Below are 23,053 nucleotides of genomic sequence, written 5' to 3' on the forward strand. Positions count from 1 at the left end.
CGGAAGTTTGCCGCCCGCTTCCTTCAGATTCCGCGTCACCACGGACACCCTTGCGTTAAGCTAACTGCTACTTCTGCCTTCGCAGTTCGGGACTTTCACCCTAGAGATTGCACCCATGCCGAGCGCACAAAAATAAGTGGTCTAGCTAACCGCTAGACCACTCCCATCGATTACTCGATAATTTCAGATACAGAACCTGCACCTACTGTACGTCCACCTTCGCGGATCGAGAATTTTGTACCTTCTTCGATCGCGATTGGCGCGATTAATTCTACTGTCATTTCGATATTGTCTCCAGGCATTACCATCTCAACACCTTCTGGAAGTTGGATGATACCTGTTACGTCCGTTGTACGGAAGTAGAATTGTGGACGGTAGTTAGAGAAGAATGGAGTATGACGTCCACCTTCTTCTTTTGTTAATACGTAAACTTGCGCTTTAAATTTTGTGTGTGGAGTGATTGTTCCTGGTTTTGCTAATACTTGACCGCGTTGTACTTCGTCACGAGAAACACCGCGAAGAAGTGCACCGATGTTGTCACCAGCTTCAGCTTGGTCAAGAAGCTTACGGAACATTTCAACACCTGTAACAGTTGTTGCTTTTGGCTCTTCAGAAAGACCGATGATTTCTACTTGGTCACCAACTTTTAAGATACCGCGCTCAACACGACCAGTAGCAACTGTACCACGACCAGTGATTGAGAATACGTCCTCAACTGGCATCATGAATGGTTTGTCAACTTCGCGTTGTGGAGTTGGGATGTACTCATCAACAGCGTTCATAAGTTCGATGATTTTTCCTTCCCAAGCTGGATCTCCTTCAAGCGCTTTTAACGCAGAACCTTTAATAACAGGAACTTCGTCTCCAGGGAAGTCGTATTCAGATAATAAGTCACGAACTTCCATTTCAACAAGCTCTAAAAGCTCTTCGTCGTCTACCATGTCGCATTTGTTTAAGAATACAACGATGTAAGGTACGCCTACTTGGCGAGAAAGAAGAATGTGCTCACGAGTTTGTGGCATTGGACCGTCAGCAGCAGATACAACAAGGATCGCGCCGTCCATTTGCGCAGCACCTGTGATCATGTTTTTCACGTAGTCTGCGTGACCTGGGCAGTCAACGTGTGCATAGTGACGGTTGTCAGTTTCGTACTCAACGTGTGCAGTTGAGATTGTAATTCCGCGCTCACGCTCTTCTGGAGCAGCGTCGATTTGATCATATGCGCGTGCTTCTGCTTTACCTTGTTTCGCAAGAACTGTTGTGATTGCAGCTGTTAAAGTTGTTTTACCGTGGTCAACGTGGCCGATTGTACCAATGTTGACGTGTGGTTTCGTGCGTTCGAATTTCGCTTTAGCCATTATAATATCCTCCTTAGTGTTTTTTATTAAGTATAGAATGCTCGGAAGTGAAAGTGCACAGGCACGTCCACTTCCAAGTCTTACATAAGTATTTATACTTGAACAATGCTAGAAAATCAATTATTCACCTTTATTTTTTTTGATGATTTCCTCAGCAATGCTCTTCGGAACTTCTTCATAATGGTCAAATACCATTGTGAATGTTCCGCGACCTTGTGTATTTGAACGCAATGAAGTTGCGTACCCAAACATTTCAGAAAGTGGAACCATCGCACGAACAACTTGTGCGTTACCACGAGCTTCCATACCTTCGACGCGACCACGACGAGAAGTAATGTCACCCATGATGTCACCTAAATATTCTTCAGGGACGATAACTTCTACTTTCATGATCGGCTCAAGTAACACTGGGTCACATTTTGCTGCTGCGTTTTTCAACGCCATAGAAGCAGCAATTTTGAACGCCATTTCGCTTGAGTCAACATCGTGGTAAGAACCATCAAATAACTTCGCTTTAATGTCAACAACTGGGTATCCAGCAAGAACACCATTTTGCATTGCATCTTCAAGACCTGCTTGAATTGCAGGAATGTATTCTCTCGGAACAACCCCACCGACGATCGCGTTTTCGAATTCAAAGCCTTTTCCTTCCTCGTTTGGTGAGAACTCGATCCAAACGTGACCGTATTGACCGCGACCACCAGACTGACGCACAAATTTACCTTCAACTTGTGCAGATTTGCGGAATGTTTCACGGTATGCAACTTGTGGAGCACCAACGTTTGCTTCTACCTTAAACTCGCGACGCATACGGTCAACGATAATGTCAAGGTGAAGCTCACCCATACCCGCGATGATTGTTTGACCAGTTTCTTGGTCTGTCCATGCACGGAATGTTGGGTCTTCTTCTTGAAGTTTTTGCAATGCTGTACTCATCTTATCTTGGTCAGCTTTTGACTTCGGTTCGATCGCGATTTGAATAACTGGCTCTGGGAATTGCATAGACTCTAAAATTACTGGGTCTTTTTCATCACACAGCGTATCACCAGTTGTTGTATCTTTTAAACCTACAGCTGCCGCAATGTCACCAGCGTAAACTTGTGCAATTTCTTCGCGGTGGTTTGCGTGCATTTGTAGAATACGACCAATACGTTCACGCTTACGTTTTGTTGAATTCAACACGTAAGAACCAGAGTTCAATGTACCAGAGTATACGCGGAAGAACGTCAACTTACCAACGTAAGGGTCTGTCATAATTTTAAACGCTAACGCTGCAAAAGGAGCATCGTCACGCGCTTCACGAACTGTTTCTTCCTCTGTATCAGGAACAGTTCCTTTGATCGCAGGAATGTCGACTGGTGATGGTAAGTAGTCAACAACTCCGTCAAGCATTAATTGAACACCTTTGTTTTTGAATGCAGAACCACAGAATACTGGGAAGAATTGAACAGAAACTGTTGCTTTACGAATTGCAGCTTTTAATTCTTCTTTCGTAATTTCTTCCCCTTCTAAATATTTCATCATTAATTCTTCGTCAAGCTCTGCAACTGCTTCAATTAATTTCCCACGATATTCTTCTGCCATATCACGATAGTCTTCAGGAATCTCGATGCGCTCGATGTTTTTTCCTAACTCATCGTGATAGTGGTATGCGCACATTTCAACAAGGTCAATGATGCCTGTGAATTGATCTTCTGCACCAATCGGTAATTGAACAGGATGCGCATTCGCTTGTAAACGTTCATGAAGCGTTTTTACAGAGTATAGGAAGTCTGCGCCAATTTTGTCCATTTTGTTTACGAAAACGATACGTGGAACACCGTATGTAGTCGCTTGGCGCCATACTGTTTCTGTTTGTGGTTCTACACCTGACTGTGCGTCTAATACAGCTACTGCACCGTCTAATACACGCAATGAACGCTCAACCTCTACTGTGAAGTCGACGTGTCCAGGTGTATCGATGATGTTAATACGATGATTTTTCCATTGAGCAGTTGTCGCTGCGGATGTAATCGTAATTCCGCGCTCTTGTTCTTGCTCCATCCAGTCCATCGTTGCTGCGCCCTCATGCACTTCACCGATTTTATGAACGCGTCCTGTGTAGAAAAGAATACGCTCTGTTGTAGTTGTTTTACCGGCGTCAATATGGGCCATGATTCCGATATTGCGAGTGTTTTCCAAGGAGAACTGTCTTGCCATATGGATTTTTTCTCCTTCCTTAAATGAAGTATCGTAATTTAATTTGCATATAGGAATATAGGCGAATGAGCGATGGGCATGCTTTTTTTAGTTTCAACCGCATCGCTCTCACCTATTCTTAATTGAACGAAAAAAATTACCAACGATAGTGTGCAAACGCTTTGTTTGCTTCTGCCATTTTGTGTGTATCTTCGCGTTTTTTCACAGCTGCACCTGTGTTGTTTGCTGCATCCATGATTTCGTTTGCTAAACGCTCTTCCATCGTTTTTTCTCCACGAAGACGAGCGTAGTTCACAAGCCAGCGAAGACCTAATGTTGTGCGGCGCTCTGGACGCACCTCAACAGGAACTTGATAGTTTGCACCACCAACACGGCGTGCGCGAACTTCAAGAACTGGCATAACGTTTTTCAACGCTTGCTCAAACACTTCCATTGGATCTTTACCTGTGCGCTCACGAATAATATCGAAAGCTGTGTAAAGAATTTTTTGCGCTTTACCTCTTTTACCGTCAATCATAATTTTATTGATTAAACGTGTAACTAGCTTTGAATTGTAAATTGGATCTGGTAACACATCTCGTTTAGGAACCGGACCTTTACGTGGCATAGTTTTTCCTCCTTTCAGTAAAAATCAGCGAGAAATGTTCAATGTTATTTCTTAGCTGCTTTTGGTTTTTTCGCACCGTATTTTGAACGACCTTGCATACGGTTTGCTACACCTGCTGTATCTAAAGCACCGCGAACGATGTGGTAACGTACCCCTGGTAAGTCTTTTACACGTCCACCGCGAATTAATACAACGCTGTGTTCTTGTAAGTTATGACCGATACCTGGGATATAAGCAGTTACCTCAATACCGTTAGATAGACGTACACGGGCATATTTACGAAGCGCAGAGTTTGGCTTCTTTGGTGTCATTGTACCTACACGTGTACATACTCCACGTTTTTGCGGAGAGTAAACAGTTGTTTGAACTTTTTTGAAGCTGTTATACCCTTTATTTAACGCAGGTGATTTAGATTTCACTACCTTTTTTGTACGACCTTTACGTACAAGCTGGTTAATTGTAGGCATGGTAAATTTCCTCCCTTCACAATCAAATTCAAGCCCACACATCCAGGTGGCTCATTTTTATGCAAAAACAAAGTTTTTGTAGTAAACCCACAAAAACAGTTTTTAACGAATGATCGCAACAACAGCCGCTCCTACGTCGATTTGACATGTTTTCCCGAGTTTTTTCATCGAGTCCACTTTACAAACAGGTACATTCGCCTCTCTTGCTACTTCCAGCACTTTATCGATGATTGTTGCATCCGCATCTTCAGCAATGACGATCTCATGTACCTTTCCATCTTTCAGAGCTCGCACTGTTTGTTTCGTTCCTACAACAATTTGTTTTGCCTGTGCGACTTTTTCATAAGACATGTAACATATCCTCCAAAGTGACAGGTTTTCGGAACACCTTTATTATGCTATCACTTTCTGAGTTCTGTGTCAACTATTATTTTTGAACCTATTGCTAGCGAACGGTGCTAGCAATAGGTTCATGAATTATTTCGTTGTAACAGCATCTTCGTCCTTCATTGTTTTAATTACCGGCTTTACTTTGCGATAGCGAGCCATTCCTGTCCCTGCTGGAACAAGTTTACCGATAATGACATTTTCTTTTAATCCAAGTAATTCGTCGCGTTTTCCTTTGATTGCAGCATCCGTTAAAACGCGTGTTGTTTCTTGGAATGATGCTGCAGATAAGAATGAATCTGTTTCAAGCGATGCTTTCGTAATTCCAAGTAATACTGGACGAGCCGTTGCTGGTCGTTTGCCCTCCATTAACACTTTCGCGTTTGCATCCGTAAATTGATGGATATCAAGTAATGTACCAGGCAACAGGTCTGTATCGCCCGCATCAATGACACGCACTTTACGAAGCATTTGACGAACCATAACTTCGATATGTTTATCGCTAATTTCTACCCCTTGCATGCGGTATACTTTTTGTACTTCGCGCAACAAGTATTCTTGTACAGCATTCATATCTTTAACTCTCAACAGCTCTTTCGGGTCGATTGAACCTTCTGTTAGCTCTTGACCACGCTCAACTTTCTGTCCTTCTTGCACTTTCAGGCGCGCACTGTAAGGGGCTGTATACGTACGTGTCTCGACTTCGCCTTGGATGACAATTTCACGTTGACGGTCACGCGTTTCGTTAATCGCCACAACAACACCATCAATTTCTGAAATGACGGCTTGACCTTTTGGATTACGCGCTTCAAATAACTCTTGTACGCGCGGTAAACCTTGTGTGATATCGTCTCCTGCTACCCCACCTGTATGGAACGTACGCATTGTGAGCTGTGTGCCCGGCTCACCGATTGATTGAGCGGCGATAATACCAACCGCTTCACCAACTTCAACTTCCGCACCGGTTGCCAAGTTACGTCCGTAACATTTTTTACATACACCATGACGCGTGTTACATGTAAATGCCGAACGAATCCATACTTCTTCAATACCAGCTTTGACAATCGCATTCGCGATGTCTTCTGTAATCATTTCATTTTCACGTACAAGCACTTCGCCTGTTTCCGGATGTTTCACCGTCTTACGCGCATAACGTCCAATGAGACGATCTTCAAGCTTCACGATCACTTCTGTGCCGTCTTTTAACGCACGGATTAACGTACCACGATCTGTGCCACAGTCATCTTCACGAATAATAACGTCTTGTGCAACGTCAACGAGACGACGTGTTAAATAACCAGAGTCCGCTGTTTTTAACGCTGTATCCGCAAGACCTTTACGCGCTCCGTGTGTTGAAATGAAGTACTCAAGTACTGTTAAACCCTCGCGGAACGAAGATTTAATTGGAAGCTCGATAATACGTCCAGCTGGGTTCGCCATTAATCCACGCATACCTGCAAGTTGCGTAAAGTTCGATGCGTTACCGCGGGCTCCAGAGTCACTCATCATGAAAATTGGATTTCGCTTATCAAGCGACTCCATTAAGCGACCTTGAATTTTGTCTTTCGCCGCACTCCAAATCGAAATAACGCGTTCATAACGTTCTTCATCAGTAATTAAACCGCGTCTAAATTGTTTTAATACCGTATCAACTTTTGCTTGTGCTTCTTCTAAAATTTCTTGTTTTTCAGGCAAGACAACGATGTCCGCTACACCAATTGTAATACCGGCTTTTGTTGAGTACTTAAAGCCGAGATCTTTCATGCGGTCAAGCATTTTAGACGTTTCCGTAATTTTGAAACGTTTAAATACCTCTGCAATGATATTACCGAGAATTTTTTTCTTAAACGGTGGAACGAGTGGACGCTTACGGATTTCTTCTTTCACGTTCACACCTTTATCTAAGAAATACTTATCTGGTGTTCGTTCTTCAATGTTTTCTTGCGTCGGTTCATTAATATACGGGAATGACTTCGGCAAGATCTCATTGAAGATTAACTTTCCAACTGTTGTGATAAGCAATTTATTATTTTGCTCTGCTGTAAACGTTTCGTTTTTCAACGAGCCGGCATGAACAGCGATGCGTGTATGCAAATGAACATAACCGTTATGGTAAGCTAACAACGCCTCGTCCGTATCTTTAAATACCATTCCTTCCCCAACAGCACCTTCACGTTCCATCGTTAAATAGTAGTTTCCTAAAACCATGTCTTGTGAAGGTGTAACGACCGGCTTTCCGTCTTTTGGGTTCAAAATGTTTTGTGCAGCAAGCATCAGTAGACGTGCTTCTGCTTGCGCTTCTGCTGAAAGCGGTACGTGCACAGCCATTTGGTCACCGTCGAAGTCCGCATTGTACGCCGTACAAACAAGTGGATGCAAGCGGATCGCACGACCTTCTACAAGCGTCGGTTCAAACGCCTGAATACCAAGACGGTGAAGGGTCGGTGCTCGGTTTAATAGCACCGGATGCTCTTTGATGACAGATTCTAAAACATCCCAAACTTCTGGATGAACACGCTCAATTTTTCGCTTTGCACTCTTAATGTTGTGCGCTAAGCCACGTTCTACTAATTCTTTCATAACGAACGGTTTAAACAACTCCAGCGCCATTTCTTTTGGTAAGCCGCATTGATACATTTTCAAATTCGGACCGACAACGATAACAGAACGACCAGAATAGTCAACACGCTTACCGAGCAAGTTTTGGCGGAAACGACCTTGCTTTCCTTTTAACATATGGGAAAGCGACTTCAGCGGACGATTTCCTGGCCCTGTAACAGGACGACCACGACGACCGTTATCAATTAACGCATCGACAGCTTCTTGAAGCATCCGCTTTTCATTTTGCACAATAATGTTCGGTGCACCAAGGTCTAATAAACGCTTTAAACGGTTGTTTCGATTAATGACGCGACGATATAAATCGTTTAAGTCAGATGTCGCAAAACGTCCACCGTCTAACTGCACCATCGGACGTAACTCTGGCGGAATAACAGGTAGCACATCCAAAACCATCCAAGATGGATCGTTACCAGAGTTACGGAACGCTTCAAGCACTTCAAGACGCTTAATTGTACGAGCACGACGCTGTCCTTGTGCTGTTTTCAATTCTTCTTTTAACGTTTCTACTTCTTTTTCAAGGTCAATGTCTTGTAACAACTTTTTAATCGCTTCCGCACCCATTGAAGCTTGGAACGAGTTTCCGTACTTCTCGCGATACGCGCGATATTCTTTTTCAGAAAGCAATTGTTTCTTTTCTAACGGCGTATCGCCTGGATCCGTCACAACATAAGATGCAAAGTAAATGACTTCCTCTAGCGCGCGAGGGGACATGTCTAAGACAAGTCCCATGCGGCTAGGAATTCCTTTAAAGTACCAAATATGTGAAACAGGGGCTGCTAGTTCAATATGACCCATGCGCTCACGGCGAACTTTTGCACGTGTAACTTCTACACCGCATCGGTCACAAACGACACCTTTATAACGAACGCGCTTATACTTTCCACAATGACATTCCCAGTCTTTTGTCGGACCAAAAATGCGTTCGCAAAACAGTCCATCTTTTTCTGGTTTTAATGTTCGATAGTTAATCGTTTCTGGTTTTTTAACTTCACCATACGACCAAGAACGAATTTTCTCGGGTGAAGCGAGTCCGATCTTCATATATTCAAACTTATTCACATCTAACAAGGGGCCTACCTCCCTTTTAATATCCAGGTTTTACCCTTATGTCAACAAACTATTCTTTTACAACAACGCCTTCATCTTCTTTGGCTGACTCATCTGTAGGTGGGATGATGTCAACTGGTTGAACGTCATCATCTTCCCCGAAGTTTTCCATGCTAATTTCTTTTTCATCACTTGATAAAACTGTTACGTCCATACCTAAGCTTTGTAGCTCTTTAATTAATACTTTGAACGACTCAGGAACACCTGGTTCTGGAACGTTTTCACCTTTTACGATCGCCTCATATGTTTTCACACGACCAACCACATCGTCTGATTTGACAGTTAAAATTTCTTGTAACGTATAAGCTGCGCCGTATGCTTCAAGCGCCCATACTTCCATCTCACCGAAACGTTGACCACCAAACTGCGCTTTTCCGCCAAGTGGCTGTTGCGTAACAAGCGAGTACGGACCTGTCGAACGAGCATGTAACTTATCATCAACCATGTGCGCGAGCTTAATCATGTACATAATACCGACAGAAACACGATTATCAAATGGCTCCCCAGTGCGCCCATCGTATAGAACGGTTTTCGCATCGCGTGCCATTCCTGCTTCTTCTAACGTCGCCCATACATCTTCTTCACGAGCGCCGTCAAATACAGGTGACGCCACATGAAGTCCTAACTTTCTCGCTGCCATTCCGAGATGCAACTCGAGCACTTGCCCGATGTTCATACGCGAAGGTACGCCTAATGGGTTTAACATAATGTCAACCGGGGTGCCATCTGGTAAAAACGGCATATCTTCCTCAGGTAAAATACGGGAAATAACCCCTTTGTTTCCGTGGCGTCCTGCCATTTTGTCACCTTCGGAAATTTTCCGCTTTTGTACAATGTACACACGAACAAGTTGGTTTACACCTGGAGGTAACTCATCACCGTCTTCGCGAGTAAACACTTTGACATCGAGAACAATTCCACCTCCACCGTGCGGTACACGTAAAGAAGTATCTCGAACTTCGCGCGCTTTCTCGCCAAAGATAGCGTGCAATAGGCGCTCTTCTGCAGTTAACTCAGTGACACCTTTTGGAGTGACTTTACCGACAAGCAGATCCCCGTCTTTCACTTCTGCACCGATGCGCACAATACCGCGTTCATCTAGATTGCGAAGCGCATCTTCACCAACGTTTGGAATATCACGCGTAATTTCTTCTGGACCGAGCTTCGTGTCACGCGCTTCGGATTCATATTCCTCAATATGAATGGATGTATACACATCGTCTTTAACGAGACGCTCACTCATAATAATCGCGTCTTCGTAGTTGTATCCATCCCATGTCATAAACGCAACAAGCACGTTGCGACCAAGGGCTAACTCCCCTTTTTCCATTGATGGACCGTCAGCTAAAATCTCACCTTTCTCTACAATGTCACCCGCTTTAACGATTGGGCGTTGATTGTAGCACGTTCCTTGGTTTGAACGAACAAACTTCAATAAACGATATTTATCTAAATCACCTTTTACTTCTTTTCCATCGACTTCGATTAAACGGCGCACCCAAATTTCTTTTGCTTCGACGCGCTCAACGATTCCACGATGCTTACAAATAACTGCAGCACCAGAATCTTTCGCTGCCACATACTCCATTCCTGTACCAACGATTGGAGCTTCCGGTTGCATAAGTGGAACAGCTTGACGTTGCATGTTCGCACCCATAAGTGCACGGTTTGAGTCATCGTTTTCTAAGAATGGAATGCAGGCTGTCGCTACGGACACGACTTGTTTTGGTGAAACGTCTACATAGTCCACACGATCCCGTTTAACGACAATGTTTTCACCACGGAAACGAGCAACAACGTTTTCTTCTAAAAACGTCCCATCTTCCGCAATCGGAACGTTTGCTTGGGCAACAACGTAGTTGTCTTCTTCATCCGCTGTCAAATAGTCAATTTGATTCGTTACTTTTCCTGTCTCAGGATCAACACGACGATAAGGCGTTTCAATAAACCCGAATTTATTCACTTTTGCGTATGTCGAAAGCGAGTTAATTAACCCGATGTTCGGACCTTCTGGCGTTTCGATCGGACACATGCGACCATAGTGTGAATAGTGAACGTCACGCACTTCAAAGCCAGCGCGTTCACGCGTTAAACCGCCCGGACCAAGCGCAGAAAGACGGCGTTTATGTGTCAATTCTGCAAGCGGGTTTGTTTGGTCCATGAATTGTGATAATTGTGAGCTTCCGAAAAACTCTTTAATAGCCGCAATGACCGGACGAATGTTAATGAGTTGCTGTGGTGTAATTGTGTTTGTATCTTGAATGGACATCCGTTCACGAACAACGCGCTCCATGCGCGAAAGACCAATTCGGAATTGATTTTGTAGCAACTCTCCAACAGAACGAAGTCGACGATTTCCTAAATGGTCGATATCGTCTGTATCACCGACTCCATGCAATAAGTTAAAGAAGTAGCTAATAGATGCAATAATATCTGCAGGTGTAATATGTTTCACTGTTTCTGGGATATACCCGTTACTAATGACCGTGATGACTTTTTCGCCATCTGGATCGTTTGGAGCATAAATTTTGATTGCTTGCAAAGCAAACTCATCTTCGACAACGCCCCCAAGCGGTTGGTATTTACGTATACCGATTCCTTTTTCAAGCTCAGGTAAAATGCGGTCGAGCGTTCTACGATCGAGAACTGTTCCTTTTTCAGCAATCACTTCACCCGTTTCCGGATGAACGAGTGTTTCTGCTAAACGTTGACCAAACAAACGGTTTTTAATATGGAGCTTTTTGTTAATTTTATAACGACCAACACTTGCGAGATCATATCGTTTTGGATCAAAGAAACGAGAGATGAGCAAGCTTTTTGCGTTTTCAACGGTAGGCGGCTCCCCTGGACGTAACCGTTCATAAATTTCAAGCAACGCTTTTTCTGTACTTTCTGTATTGTCTTTTTCTAACGTATTACGAATATACTCGTTATCACCAAGCAAATCGACAATCTCTTGGTCTGAGCCAAAACCTAACGCCCGCAATAACACGGTTACAGGCAACTTACGCGTACGATCAATGCGAACGTACACAACGTCTTTTGCGTCTGTTTCGTATTCGAGCCATGCACCGCGGTTTGGAATGACGGTTGCTGTAAAGCCACGTTTTCCGTTTTTATCTACTTTTCCGCTGTAATATACGCTCGGTGAACGAACAAGCTGGGAAACGATAACACGTTCAGCACCATTAATAATGAATGTGCCCGTTTCTGTCATTAATGGGAAGTCTCCCATAAATACATCTTGTTCTTTGACTTCACCTGTTTCTTTATTGATTAGGCGTACTTTAACTCGAAGCGGTGCTGCGTATGTAACATCGCGTTCTTTTGACTCTTCGACAGAGTACTTCGGTTCTCCTAAGCTGTAATCAATAAATTCTAGTGACAAATTTCCTGTAAAATCTTCGATCGGTGAAATATCTTGGAACATTTCACGCAATCCTTCGTCGAGAAACCACTGATAAGAAGAAGTTTGAATTTCAATCAAATTTGGTAGTTCCAACACTTCACTAATGCGCGCATAACTTCTTCGTTGGCGGTGTCGTCCGTATTGAACTAGTTGACCTGTCAACTGATTCACCCCTCAAATCAAACATTAATAACTTGTCATCAGACAAAAAAGAAATGGTTTCTTATAAGAAAACCACATGTTTGACCTATTATATATTTTATAAGTTTTTCCTCTAAACCTAAAATTATACATACATACACAGCATACGTAAACTAAAAAAAATACACATTTAGCATTTTATAATGGTATCATACACAAAATTAGGCGTCAAGCTTTTTGTGCCCGAATAATAAAGTAACCTTTTTTCTTTTCAACGACATCAACTTGATCAAAAATCGTTTTTAACTTTTCTAAAGCAGATGGAGCACCTTGTTTTTTTTGAATGACGACCCATAGTTGCCCACCAGGAAGCAAGTAGTTCGCACTTTGCTCAAAAATTGAATGGACGACTGCTTTCCCTGCACGAATTGGCGGGTTTGTAACAATCGCAGCAAACGCCCCTTCTACTTCGTCAAATAAGTTACTTGTGTAAATTTGGGCATTTTCAATACCATTTTGCTGTTTATTTTTCTCAGCCAACTCAATTGCTCGCTCATTTACATCGATCATATGCACAGTTCGATACGGAAAATCTTTGGCTAGTGCCAAACCGATTGGTCCATATCCACAACCAACATCCAGAATATTTCCACGCACATCTGGCTCCATAAATGTTTCAATTAGTAACCGCGAACCAAAGTCGACTTCTTTTTTCGAAAATACACCTTGATCGACTGTAAATAAAAACTGATGACCTCGCAACATATACGTCCATTGAAACGGCTTACTTTCTACAGTTGGCCGTTCCGTATAGTAGTGATCACCCATTATATTCACCTCTCTCCCTCATTGTAAACGAACGCACATAAAAACACAAAGAAGCCCGCTACTACGAGCGAGCTTCTTCACATCATTACTTGATTTCAACTTTCGCGCCAGCTTCTTCAAGCTTCGCTTTAATTTCTTCAGCTTCTTCTTTAGAAACGCCTTCTTTAACTGGCTTTGGAGTGTTGTCTACTAAGTCTTTTGCTTCTTTTAAGCCAAGACCAGTAAGTTCGCGCACAACTTTGATAACTTTGATTTTTTGTGCTCCGCCATCTGCAAGGATAACGTCGAATTCAGTTTTTTCTTCAGCAGCAGCACCAGCAGCGGCACCACCAGCAACTACTACAGGAGCAGCAGCAGTTACACCAAATTCTTCTTCGATTGCTTTTACTAAGTCGTTTAGTTCTAAAACCGTCATATTTTTAACCGCTTCAATGATTTGTTCTTTAGTCATGATCGATCTTCCTCCTTAATATTTTAGTTTTAGGCGATTTGTAAATTAAGCACCTTGTTCTTCTTTCTTCTCAGCAACTGCTTTTGTAACAAGCGCAAAGTTGCGGATTGGTGCTTGAAGAACGCTAAGCAACATAGAGAGCAAGCCTTCGCGAGATGGAAGCTCTGCAAGCGCCTTAACTTCTTCAAATGTTGCTACGTTACCTTCGATGATACCTGCTTTAATTTTTAACGCTTCGTTCTTTTTTGCGAATTCGTTTAAAATTTTTGCAGGAGCAACGACATCATCATTGCTGAATGCGATCGCATTCGGACCTGTTAATGTTTCATCTAAACCTTCTAAGCCTAACTCAGCAACAGCACGACGAGTTAATGTGTTTTTGTACACTTTGAACTCGATGCCCGCTTCGCGAAGTTGCTTACGAAGTTCTGTAACTTGAGCGACATTTAAGCCGCGATAATCAACAATGATCGTTGATTTGCTCGCGCGAAGTTTTTCAGCAATCTCCGCTACTAGCTGCTGCTTTTGTTCAAGTACGCTGCTCATGTCAACACCTCCTGTAGAAGTTGAGTTTCGACACCACTTATACCGCTCAATAAAAAACCTCCATGTCAACGCAGACATGGAGGCCCCCGAAAAGTGCAAGATGCACTTATTTATGAGTCTCAACACCTCGGTAGGAAATTAAGCCTATATGAGGCACCTACTGTCTACGGTACAAATGATATTCGCTTTTCAAACAATAGATAGTATACTAAAGCGTTTCTAAAAAGTCAATATCTATAATTAGCGAGCAACAGCAACAGTAGAAGGATCTACTTTTACGCCAGGGCCCATCGTTGAAGCAACTGTTACGTTTTTCACGTATGTGCCCTTCGCCGCTGCTGGTTTTACTTTTAAGATTGTCTCATAAATTGTCGCGAAGTTTTCTACTAATTTTTCAGTATCAAATGATACTTTACCGATTGGCACGTGGATGTTTCCTGCTTTGTCAACGCGGTATTCCACTTTACCAGCTTTAATTTCATTGACTGCTTTCGCAACATCAAATGTAACCGTTCCAGTTTTAGGGTTTGGCATTAAACCTTTTGGTCCTAAAATACGACCGATTTTACCAACTTCACCCATCATATCAGGAGTTGCAACGATAACATCAAACTCAAACCAACCTTGCTGAATTTTGTTGATGTAATCTGTATCACCTACGTAATCTGCGCCTGCCGCTTCTGCTTCCTTCGCTTTTTCACCTTTTGCAAGCACTAATACGCGACGTACTTTACCTGTTCCATGCGGTAATACAACCGCACCCCGAATTTGTTGATCTGCTTTCTTCGGATCAACTCCTAAACGGAAAGCAACTTCTACTGTTGCATCAAATTTTGCAACGTTTGTCTTTTTCACTAATTCGATCGCTTCTTTTACGTCGTATGCTTTAGAGCGATCAATTAACTTCGCTGCCTCTAAGTAACGTTTTCCTCTTTTTGGCATTATTATTTCCTCCTTTTGTGGTTTTAACGGAAAGACCTCCCACGAATAAAGGTTGCGAAAACTATATAGTTCGCTTCCGCAACCTTTTCCAGCCAGATCTTCATTAGTCTTCGATGACGATACCCATGCTGCGCGCCGTTCCTTCGATCATGCGCATAGCTGCTTCAATGCTCGCCGCGTTTAAGTCTGGCATTTTTGTTTCAGCAATCTCGCGCACTTTGTCGCGCTTTACTGTTGCCACTTTATTACGGTTTGGCTCACCAGAACCAGACTCGATACCAGCCGCTTTCTTAAGTAACACAGCAGCAGGTGGAGTTTTCGTAATAAATGTAAATGAACGGTCTTCGTATACCGTAATTTCAACAGGAATAATTAAACCTGCTTGATCAGCTGTACGAGCGTTGAATTCTTTACAGAATCCCATGATGTTAACACCAGCTTGACCTAATGCTGGACCGACTGGTGGTGCTGGATTCGCTTTCCCTGCAGGAATTTGCAATTTGACAACTTTAATTACTTTTTTAGCCACGAGACACACCTCCTTAAGTCCGTGATGTGGTATTAGGGATATTCCCTCCCACTCCATATATGAAAACAATCATCGCATTCGTCTCAATGATTGAGACATACTGACCTTAAAATATTATCACTTTTCTTGCCCATTTGCAAGTTGTTTACTATTATATTTTTTCAATTTGCGAAAAGTCAAGCTCTACTGGTGTTTCACGTCCAAACATGTCAACAAGAACAGTTACTTTTTGTTTATCTATTTCGATTTCTTGGATCGTTCCAACAAAATTCGCAAAGGGACCTTCTTTAATCCGAACGGCTTCATTTAATTCGAAATCAAAGTCTAACTCGATCAAATCAACGCCCATTCGTTTTAAAATCGCGGAAACTTCTTCTTCCAGAAGCGGCGTCGGTTTCGATCCAGCACCAGCTGAACCGACAAACCCCGTTACTCCTGGTGTATTGCGAACAACATACCAGGAGTCATCTGTCATAATCATTTCGACGAGCACGTAACCTGGGAATACTTTCTTTTTGACAACTTTCTTTTTACCACCTTTTGTGTCTGTTTCCTCCTCTTCAGGCACGACGACGCGAAAAATTTTATCTTGCATACCCATCGACTCAACACGCTTTTCTAAGTTCGTTTTTACTTTATTTTCATAACCCGAGTACGTATGAATAACATACCAATTCTTTTCCATTCGCTGGGACGATATCGTCCTTCCCTCCCTAAACAAATCTTTTTTTAGGCAAAATAAAAACCCGTTACCGGGCTTTATTTCTTGTTTGTTATCTTTCATTATACCATGGATATACTATTACTATTCAAGTATAAAACGAACTAACTCTGAAATTCCTAAATCAATAACAGCAAAAAATACAGTAAAAAATGCCACTGTCGCTAAAACGGTGATCGTATAGTTTATTAGTTCTTTTCGTTTCGGCCAGCTGACTTTTTTCATCTCGCGAACAACTTCGCGGAAAAATTTCGTTACTCGTTGCATAAGAAACCCTCCAACATCTCGGGATCATCAACTACTTCGTTTCGCGGTGAATCGTATGCGTATGGCATGTTTTACAAAACTTTTTCATCTCTAGCCGCTCATCGTAATGAGCAACATTTTTCATCGTTGAATAATTTCGACTTAAACATTGGCTACACGCTAAAATCACTTTTTTGCGCATACGTTTTCCTCCGGCATACTACGTCTTAAAAACTGTATCATACAATATTTTTTTATGTCAATATTATAAACGAATTCCTTGAATTTCTACATACTTTTCTAATTTGCGTTTCACGCGTTGCAATGCGTTGTCAATGGATTTCACGTGACGATTGAGCTCTTCCGAAATTTCTTGATATGATCGACCTTCTAAATAAAGAAGGAGCACTTTCCTTTCTAAATCGCTAAGTAGTTCGGTCATCTTCTCTTCCATATGATCGAACTCTTCCCTATTAATAATTAGTTCCTCAGGATTTGTTATTTTCGTTCCCGAAAGAACGTCCATCAATGTACGGGCAGAATCATCTTCGTAAATCGGCTTGTCCAATGAAACGTAACAATTGAGTGGAATGTGTTTTTGTCGCGTAGCCATTTTTATAGCTGTAATCATTTGCCGAGTAATACATAACTCCGCAAACGCCTTAAATGAAGACTGCTTATCTTCTTTAAAATCTCGGATTGCTTTGTATAACCCAATCATTCCTTCTTGCACAATATCTTCGCGATCTGCACCGACTAAAAAATATGAACGCGCCTTCGCTCGGACAAAATTTTTATACTTATGAATTAAATAATCAAGCGCCTCACTATCACCTTGATGCACAAGTTCCACAATCATTTCGTCTTCTAGTTGCTCGTAACGGCTTTGTTGTTTTTCATTTGCATTTGCGCTCACGCCGATCCCCCCGCCCTGCACATGGATAAAAGTATTATACAGTACATTTTTTTACAGGGTCAATCGTTCATTTTTCCCCTCTTCGCCATTTTTCGAAAATTTTTGCGACTTCATCTGTCAGAGGAATTTTTGATATCGGCTTCTTTTGTTGAATGTGCTTAACGTTCGTCGAAATATTTCGCTGCACCGCATCCACTTCAATGAGTAGCTCCCGAGCGGATTTACGTAACGCTCCTTGACCGAAAATCGCCCATTGTTCCGTATAGTCTGACGTAGCAACATATACTTTTGTCCGAACTTGCTGGAGCGATTTCGCCAATTTCTCGATATGTTCATCAGCCGTTTCGTTTTCCTTCGTGAAAATGACCTCTACTTGATGATCGACATATTTTTTTGTTGTTCCTTGTACGAGGTGTGCGTCAAAAACAATAATGACTTTACAACCAGTAAATGCTTGATATTCCGCCATTTTCTCGACAAGTCGGTCACGAGCTAACGATAAATCTGTATCGCGCAACTCGCGTAGTTCTGGCCAGGCACCGATGATGTTGTAGCCATCAACGATTAAAATGTCCATTTTACTCACCTAATGGATGACGCTTTCGGTACACCTCATACATTAACAAGCTCGCCGCAACAGAAGCATTTAACGATGTAACATGTCCAATCATCGGCAAGCGAACGAGCACATCGCATTTATCTCGTAATAAACGGCTTATTCCTTTCCCTTCACTACCGATAACTAAGGCTAATGGAATAACCCCATCAAGTTGACGATAATCTTGGTTTCCTTTTGCATCTGTTCCAAAAATCCAAACCCCTCGCTCTTTTAATTCATCTACCGTTCGCGCTAAGTTGGTTACACGCGCAACAGGCACATATTCAATCGCACCCGTTGACGCTTTTGCCACCGTTGCGGTTAAAGCGACCGATCGCCGCTTCGGGATAATAATGCCATGAGCACCTACCGCATCAGCTGTTCGCATAATCGAACCTAAATTGTGTGGATCTTCAAGTTCATCTAGAATAATAAAAAATGGTGCTTCCCCTTGCGCTTCTGCCTTTTTAAATAAATCGTCTATATCATAGTATCGATATGCAGCAACTTGTGCAATGACTCCCTGATGATTGCCGTCACTTAATTGATCCATCTTTTTTTTAGGGACATACTGTACTGTAATACCCATCTCTTTGGCGAGCTGAATGATCGACTGCATTTGACCACGTTGCGAGCCTTCAGCAATCCATATTTTATTCATTTCTCGTCCGGATTTTAACGCTTCTAACACGGGATTTTTACCGATAATGAGATCCATGATCACATCCCCCTTTCTTCATCATTGCGATGTACATCTAACGCCCAACGTATTAATTGGTGGAGACGTTCTTCATTTCCGCTTAAAAAATGGTAACCAACTAACGCTTCAAATCCTGTGCTTTGACGGTACGTTTGTACATCTGTATTTTTCGGTGTACTCCCCGATTTTGCATTACGACCTCTTCGAACAATAGCTACTTCCTGTTCAGAAAGCTGGTTATGATTGAGCAACCATTGCAATACTCGTGATTGCGCTTTAGCACAAACGTATGTTTTTGCTAAGTTGTGTAAATCGTTTGGTTTTACTTTCCCTAAGGTAAGGAGGTGATGCCGTACGAATAATTCGTATACGGCATCACCAATATAAGCTAACGTTAAACCGTTTAACTGTTCAAAATCCTTAATTTTGTTAAACAAATGTAACATCGTCTTATCCTCTTCTCCATCTCGTTCCTTGTGGTGTATCTTCTAAAATAATGTTTTTTGCCTTTAATTCATCACGAATCCGATCAGCTAAGGCGAAATCGCGATTTTTCCGCGCTTCAATTCGCTGTTGGATAAGTGCTTCAATTTCTTCATCAAGTAATTCATCGTGTTGTAAAGAAAGGCCAAGCACATCAAAAATCTGTTCAAATTGTTGTAAAAATGCTTGAATGACCTGTTTCGATGTATGCTTTTCCATTAAGTATACATTGGCTTGTTTCGCTAATTCAAACAGAACAGCGATCCCGTTTGCTGTATTAAAATCATCATCCATTTCTCGAATAAACTCGTCTCTTAATCCTTCAATTTTCGCTAGCCATTGTTCATCATTCGTCGTTAAATTCGTGCTGCTTTCTAAACGATGTTTTAAGTTCGCATAAGCTGTTTTTAAGCGTTCTAATCCGCTTTTTGCACTTTCAAGTAACGGTTGGCTATAGTTGATTGGATGACGATAGTGAACTGAAAGCATAAAGAAACGTAACACTTGCGGATCAACTTGCTTAATAATGTCGTGCACTAAAATAAAGTTCCCGAGCGATTTCGACATTTTTTCATTATCGATATTAATGTAGCCGTTATGCAACCAATATTTCGCAAAAGGCTTTCCTGTTAGCGCTTCAGACTGAGCAATTTCATTTTCATGGTGCGGGAACGTTAAATCTTGTCCCCCAGCATGAATATCAATCGTATCTCCTAAATATTTGCGCGCCATCGCCGAGCATTCAATATGCCATCCTGGACGCCCTTTTCCCCATGGGCTATCCCAATAAATCTCTCCTTCTTTTGCCGCTTTCCATAGCGCAAAGTCAAGCGGATCTTCTTTTTTTTCTTCGACTTCAATACGAGCACCTGATTTTAATTCATCAATCGATTGATGCGATAGCTTCCCATAATCAGAGAAACGGCGCGTTCGATAATATACATCACCATCAACTTCATACGCATATCCTTTTTCAATAAGCTGTTCAATAAATTGAATGATTGTATCTATGTTTTCTGTTACCCGTGGATGAACGTCTGCCTTTTTGCAACCAAGCGCTGTAATATCTTCAAAATACGCTTCAATAAACCGCTCCGCAATCGTCGGCACATCTTCTCCTAATTCCCTTGCTGCGCGAATAAGTTTATCATCTACATCTGTGAAGTTGGAAACATATTGTACTTCATACCCACGAAATTGTAAGTAGCGACGAATCGTATCAAACACAATCGCTGGACGAGCGTTGCCAATATGAATATAGTTGTATACTGTCGGACCACATACATACATTTTCACTTTATTTGGTTCTAACGGGATAAATGGCTCCTTTTTTCGCGTTAACGTATTATACACTTGAATGCTCATGGTTCACCGTTCCTTTCTTTAGATCTTCTAATTGTGCTTTTAGTTGCTCGATTTCTGCTTCTAACTCTTTAAAGCGATCTGCAATCGGATCCGGCAAATCACAATGATTTAGATCTTTATTCACACGCACGCCATTTTGTACAACAACGCGACCTGGAATGCCGACAACGGTTGAGTTCGGCGGCACATCTTTCAACACGACCGATCCTGCCCCAATTTTACTATTTTCCCCAACCGTAATCGAACCAAGCACCTTTGCGCCGGTAGCAATCAAACAATTATCTTTAATTGTCGGATGGCGCTTCCCCTTCTCTTTTCCCGTTCCACCGAGTGTGACGCCTTGATATACTGTCACATTGTCACCGATCTCGCATGTTTCCCCGATGACGACTCCCATGCCATGATCGATGAAAAAGCGGCGACCAATTTTTGCCCCTGGATGAATTTCAATGCCCGTAAAAAAACGACTAATTTGTGAAATGAGGCGTGCTAAAAAATAAAATTTCCGCTTATAAAGTGCATGGGCAATGCGATGTGCCCAAATGGCGTGCAACCCTGAATACGTTAAAATGACTTCTAAATAACTTCTTGCTGCCGGATCTTGTTCAAAAATAACTTCAATGTCCTCTTTTAATGTTTTAAACACCATCATTCCCCCTTTGTTATCTTTCAAATAAAAAAAACGTCTCTGTGTACAATGACACAGAGACGCTTCTTGCGCGGTTCCACTCTGTTTAGCCTTAAGGCTCACTCTTGCCCTTATAACGGAAGGGAATCCGCTCCATTCTACTACAGAACGTCTCTGATTCGAAAGGAGGCTCCGAGGTGCATTTCAAAAGAATCAAACATAAACCACTTCCAGCCAAGGTGGTTCTCTCTGACATGCTGATTCTTTTTACTTCTCCTCATCAACGCTTTCACTAATATAGCTTACACCTATTTTATTGCATAAACAAGGAAATGTTAACGAATGAATTGAGTTAATCGAGATAGCACCGTTTCTTTTCCAAGCAAACGAATCGCCTCTGGAAGCTCTGGACCATGCGTTTGCCCTGTAACCGCTACGCGAATTGGCATAAATAAGTTTTTCCCTTTTTGGCCAGTTTCTTTTTGTACTGTTTTAATCGCTGCTTTAATGTGCTCACTGTCAAACGTTGTAAGCTGTTCAATTTGCTCATAAAATGCTTTTAATACATGTGGCACTTGTTCACCAGCTAAAACAACCTTCGCCTCTTCATCATACTCGATTTCTTGCTTAAAGAACAACTCTGACAGCTCAACAATCTCAGCGCCGTAGCTCATTTGCTCTTGATATAGTGCAATTAAATCACGAGCCCACTGCTTTTGCTCATCGGTCATCTGTTCTGGCAAGCGCCCTGTTTGAATTAAATGAGGAAGCGACAGTTCTACTAAACGATCTAAATCAAGTTTTTTAATATACTGGTTGTTCATCCATGTTAACTTTTGTTTATCAAACATGGACGGAGATTTGGATAAACGGGAAACATCAAACATGCGAATGAGTTCTTCTTTGGTAAAAATCTCCTCTTCCCCTTCTGGCGACCAACCTAATAGTGCAAAAAAGTTAAACATCGCTTCTGGTAAATATCCAAGCTCTTTATATTGAGAAACGAATTGAATAATCGACTCATCGCGCTTTGACAATTTTTTGCGATTTTCATTTACAATCAGCGTTAAATGCGCGTATTTTGGTGGCTCCCAACCAAAATATTCATAAACCATTAATTGTTTCGGAGTGTTTGATAAATGCTCTTCGCCGCGGAACACGTGCGTAATTTTCATTAAATGATCATCAATCACGACAGCAAAGTTATACGTTGGGATGCCGTTCGCTTTGACGATCACCCAATCGCCAATATCTTTCGACTCAAACGATACATGACCGCGCACCATATCTTCGAATTCATATACTTTTCCTTCTGGAACTTTTAAACGAATTGCGTAAGGTTTTCCTTCTGCTTCGAGCTGTTGAACTTGCTCTGGCGTTAAATGACGGCATTTTCCGCTGTATTGTGGCGCCGCAATACCTGCCGCTTTTTGCGCCTCACGCTCTTGTTCTAGTTCCTCAGGTGTACAAAAACATTTATAAGCATAGCCTTTTTCTAACAATTCGTTCGTATATTGACGATATATGTGCAGACGCTCCGTTTGACGATAAGGACCATTTCCTCCATCTTTATCGACAGATTCGTCATATTCAATACCGAGCCATTTTAAATTTTCAAGTTGTGACTGTTCGCCACCTTCTACATTCCGCTCAATATCTGTATCTTCAATACGAACGATAAATTTCCCATGATGATGGCGAGCAAACAAATAGTTAAACAACGCTGTGCGCGCACCGCCAATATGTAAATGACCCGTCGGACTCGGCGCGTAACGCACCCTTACTTCCTGTGACATGTCATGA

At 42.1% G+C, this 23,053-nt stretch carries 22 protein-coding genes and 2 other annotated features; all 22 genes read right to left on the reverse strand.

Annotated elements, in window-relative coordinates:
* Positions 1 to 170: 170 nt before the first annotated feature.
* Positions 171 to 1,358, reverse strand: coding sequence for an elongation factor Tu (gene tuf / locus ASC42_RS12240; RefSeq protein WP_032101424.1), 1,188 nt, complete (start codon positions 1,356 to 1,358; stop codon positions 171 to 173).
* 120 nt (positions 1,359 to 1,478) lie between these two features.
* A complete protein-coding gene (gene fusA, locus ASC42_RS12245; RefSeq protein ID WP_055441978.1) occupies positions 1,479 to 3,557 on the reverse strand; it encodes an elongation factor G in 2,079 nt (692 codons plus the stop codon).
* A 136-nt stretch (positions 3,558 to 3,693) separates the two neighbouring features.
* Entirely contained in the window at positions 3,694 to 4,164 is a 471-nt protein-coding gene (rpsG, locus tag ASC42_RS12250) for a 30S ribosomal protein S7 (RefSeq protein ID WP_003397653.1), read from the reverse strand.
* Positions 4,165 to 4,208: 44 nt separating this feature from the next.
* Entirely contained in the window at positions 4,209 to 4,631 is a 423-nt protein-coding gene (gene rpsL, locus ASC42_RS12255) for a 30S ribosomal protein S12 (protein WP_003397652.1), read from the reverse strand.
* A gap of 102 nt (positions 4,632 to 4,733) precedes the next feature.
* A complete protein-coding gene (locus ASC42_RS12260) occupies positions 4,734 to 4,982 on the reverse strand; it encodes a 50S ribosomal protein L7ae-like protein (protein ID WP_032101427.1) in 249 nt (82 codons plus the stop codon).
* A gap of 126 nt (positions 4,983 to 5,108) precedes the next feature.
* Positions 5,109 to 8,708, reverse strand: coding sequence for a DNA-directed RNA polymerase subunit beta' (gene rpoC / locus ASC42_RS12265; protein WP_055441979.1), 3,600 nt, complete (start codon positions 8,706 to 8,708; stop codon positions 5,109 to 5,111).
* A 49-nt stretch (positions 8,709 to 8,757) separates the two neighbouring features.
* On the reverse strand, positions 8,758 to 12,318 hold the full coding sequence (gene rpoB / locus ASC42_RS12270; protein ID WP_035020781.1) for a DNA-directed RNA polymerase subunit beta: 3,561 nt from the start codon (positions 12,316 to 12,318) through the stop codon (positions 8,758 to 8,760).
* Between the two features lie 207 nt (positions 12,319 to 12,525).
* Positions 12,526 to 13,125 carry a class I SAM-dependent methyltransferase gene (locus ASC42_RS12275; RefSeq protein ID WP_055441980.1) on the reverse strand — a complete coding sequence of 200 codons (600 nt, stop codon included), beginning with the start codon at positions 13,123 to 13,125 and terminating at the stop codon, positions 12,526 to 12,528.
* Between the two features lie 85 nt (positions 13,126 to 13,210).
* Positions 13,211 to 13,576, reverse strand: a complete 366-nt coding sequence (rplL, locus tag ASC42_RS12280; RefSeq protein ID WP_003397647.1) for a 50S ribosomal protein L7/L12 — start codon at positions 13,574 to 13,576, stop codon at positions 13,211 to 13,213.
* A 45-nt stretch (positions 13,577 to 13,621) separates the two neighbouring features.
* On the reverse strand, positions 13,622 to 14,122 hold the full coding sequence (gene rplJ, locus ASC42_RS12285; protein WP_006322668.1) for a 50S ribosomal protein L10: 501 nt from the start codon (positions 14,120 to 14,122) through the stop codon (positions 13,622 to 13,624).
* A 42-nt stretch (positions 14,123 to 14,164) separates the two neighbouring features.
* Positions 14,165 to 14,310, reverse strand: a sequence feature (ribosomal protein L10 leader region).
* Between the two features lie 52 nt (positions 14,311 to 14,362).
* Positions 14,363 to 15,064, reverse strand: coding sequence for a 50S ribosomal protein L1 (rplA, locus tag ASC42_RS12290; RefSeq protein ID WP_055441981.1), 702 nt, complete (start codon positions 15,062 to 15,064; stop codon positions 14,363 to 14,365).
* 103 nt (positions 15,065 to 15,167) lie between these two features.
* Entirely contained in the window at positions 15,168 to 15,593 is a 426-nt protein-coding gene (rplK, locus tag ASC42_RS12295) for a 50S ribosomal protein L11 (RefSeq protein WP_003397643.1), read from the reverse strand.
* 151 nt (positions 15,594 to 15,744) lie between these two features.
* Positions 15,745 to 16,278 (reverse strand): transcription termination/antitermination protein NusG, encoded by a 534-nt coding sequence (gene nusG, locus ASC42_RS12300; RefSeq protein ID WP_019418665.1) that lies wholly within the window; start codon positions 16,276 to 16,278, stop codon positions 15,745 to 15,747.
* Between the two features lie 120 nt (positions 16,279 to 16,398).
* Entirely contained in the window at positions 16,399 to 16,581 is a 183-nt protein-coding gene (gene secE / locus ASC42_RS12305; protein ID WP_055441982.1) for a preprotein translocase subunit SecE, read from the reverse strand.
* Between the two features lie 31 nt (positions 16,582 to 16,612).
* Positions 16,613 to 16,762, reverse strand: coding sequence for a 50S ribosomal protein L33 (gene rpmG, locus ASC42_RS12310; RefSeq protein WP_032101433.1), 150 nt, complete (start codon positions 16,760 to 16,762; stop codon positions 16,613 to 16,615).
* A 63-nt stretch (positions 16,763 to 16,825) separates the two neighbouring features.
* Complete coding sequence (sigH, locus tag ASC42_RS12315; RefSeq protein ID WP_072242747.1) at positions 16,826 to 17,476, reverse strand: RNA polymerase sporulation sigma factor SigH; 651 nt, start codon at positions 17,474 to 17,476, stop codon at positions 16,826 to 16,828.
* A 67-nt stretch (positions 17,477 to 17,543) separates the two neighbouring features.
* Entirely contained in the window at positions 17,544 to 18,053 is a 510-nt protein-coding gene (locus ASC42_RS12320; protein ID WP_032101435.1) for an NYN domain-containing protein, read from the reverse strand.
* A 1-nt stretch (position 18,054) separates the two neighbouring features.
* The gene (gene rlmB / locus ASC42_RS12325) at positions 18,055 to 18,792 is read right to left on the reverse strand and encodes a 23S rRNA (guanosine(2251)-2'-O)-methyltransferase RlmB (RefSeq protein ID WP_055441983.1); all 738 of its coding nucleotides are present in this window, start codon (positions 18,790 to 18,792) and stop codon (positions 18,055 to 18,057) included.
* Positions 18,793 to 18,794: 2 nt separating this feature from the next.
* Positions 18,795 to 19,220, reverse strand: a complete 426-nt coding sequence (locus tag ASC42_RS12330) for a Mini-ribonuclease 3 (RefSeq protein WP_032101437.1) — start codon at positions 19,218 to 19,220, stop codon at positions 18,795 to 18,797.
* A 4-nt stretch (positions 19,221 to 19,224) separates the two neighbouring features.
* Positions 19,225 to 20,622, reverse strand: coding sequence for a cysteine--tRNA ligase (cysS, locus tag ASC42_RS12335; protein WP_055441984.1), 1,398 nt, complete (start codon positions 20,620 to 20,622; stop codon positions 19,225 to 19,227).
* Positions 20,603 to 21,268: a serine O-acetyltransferase gene (cysE, locus tag ASC42_RS12340; RefSeq protein WP_055441995.1), complete on the reverse strand. Its 666-nt coding sequence runs from the start codon at positions 21,266 to 21,268 to the stop codon at positions 20,603 to 20,605. Before cysE ends, cysS begins: the two co-directional genes overlap by 20 nt.
* 55 nt (positions 21,269 to 21,323) lie before the next feature.
* Positions 21,324 to 21,543: a binding site (T-box leader), on the reverse strand.
* 42 nt (positions 21,544 to 21,585) lie between these two features.
* Entirely contained in the window at positions 21,586 to 23,046 is a 1,461-nt protein-coding gene (gene gltX, locus ASC42_RS12345; RefSeq protein ID WP_055441985.1) for a glutamate--tRNA ligase, read from the reverse strand.
* Between the last annotated feature and the right edge of the window lie 7 nt (positions 23,047 to 23,053).

Origin of the sequence: Anoxybacillus suryakundensis, from assembly GCF_001418025.1 — a bacterium.
In the GTDB taxonomy this organism is placed as follows: domain Bacteria; phylum Bacillota; class Bacilli; order Bacillales; family Anoxybacillaceae; genus Anoxybacillus; species Anoxybacillus tengchongensis.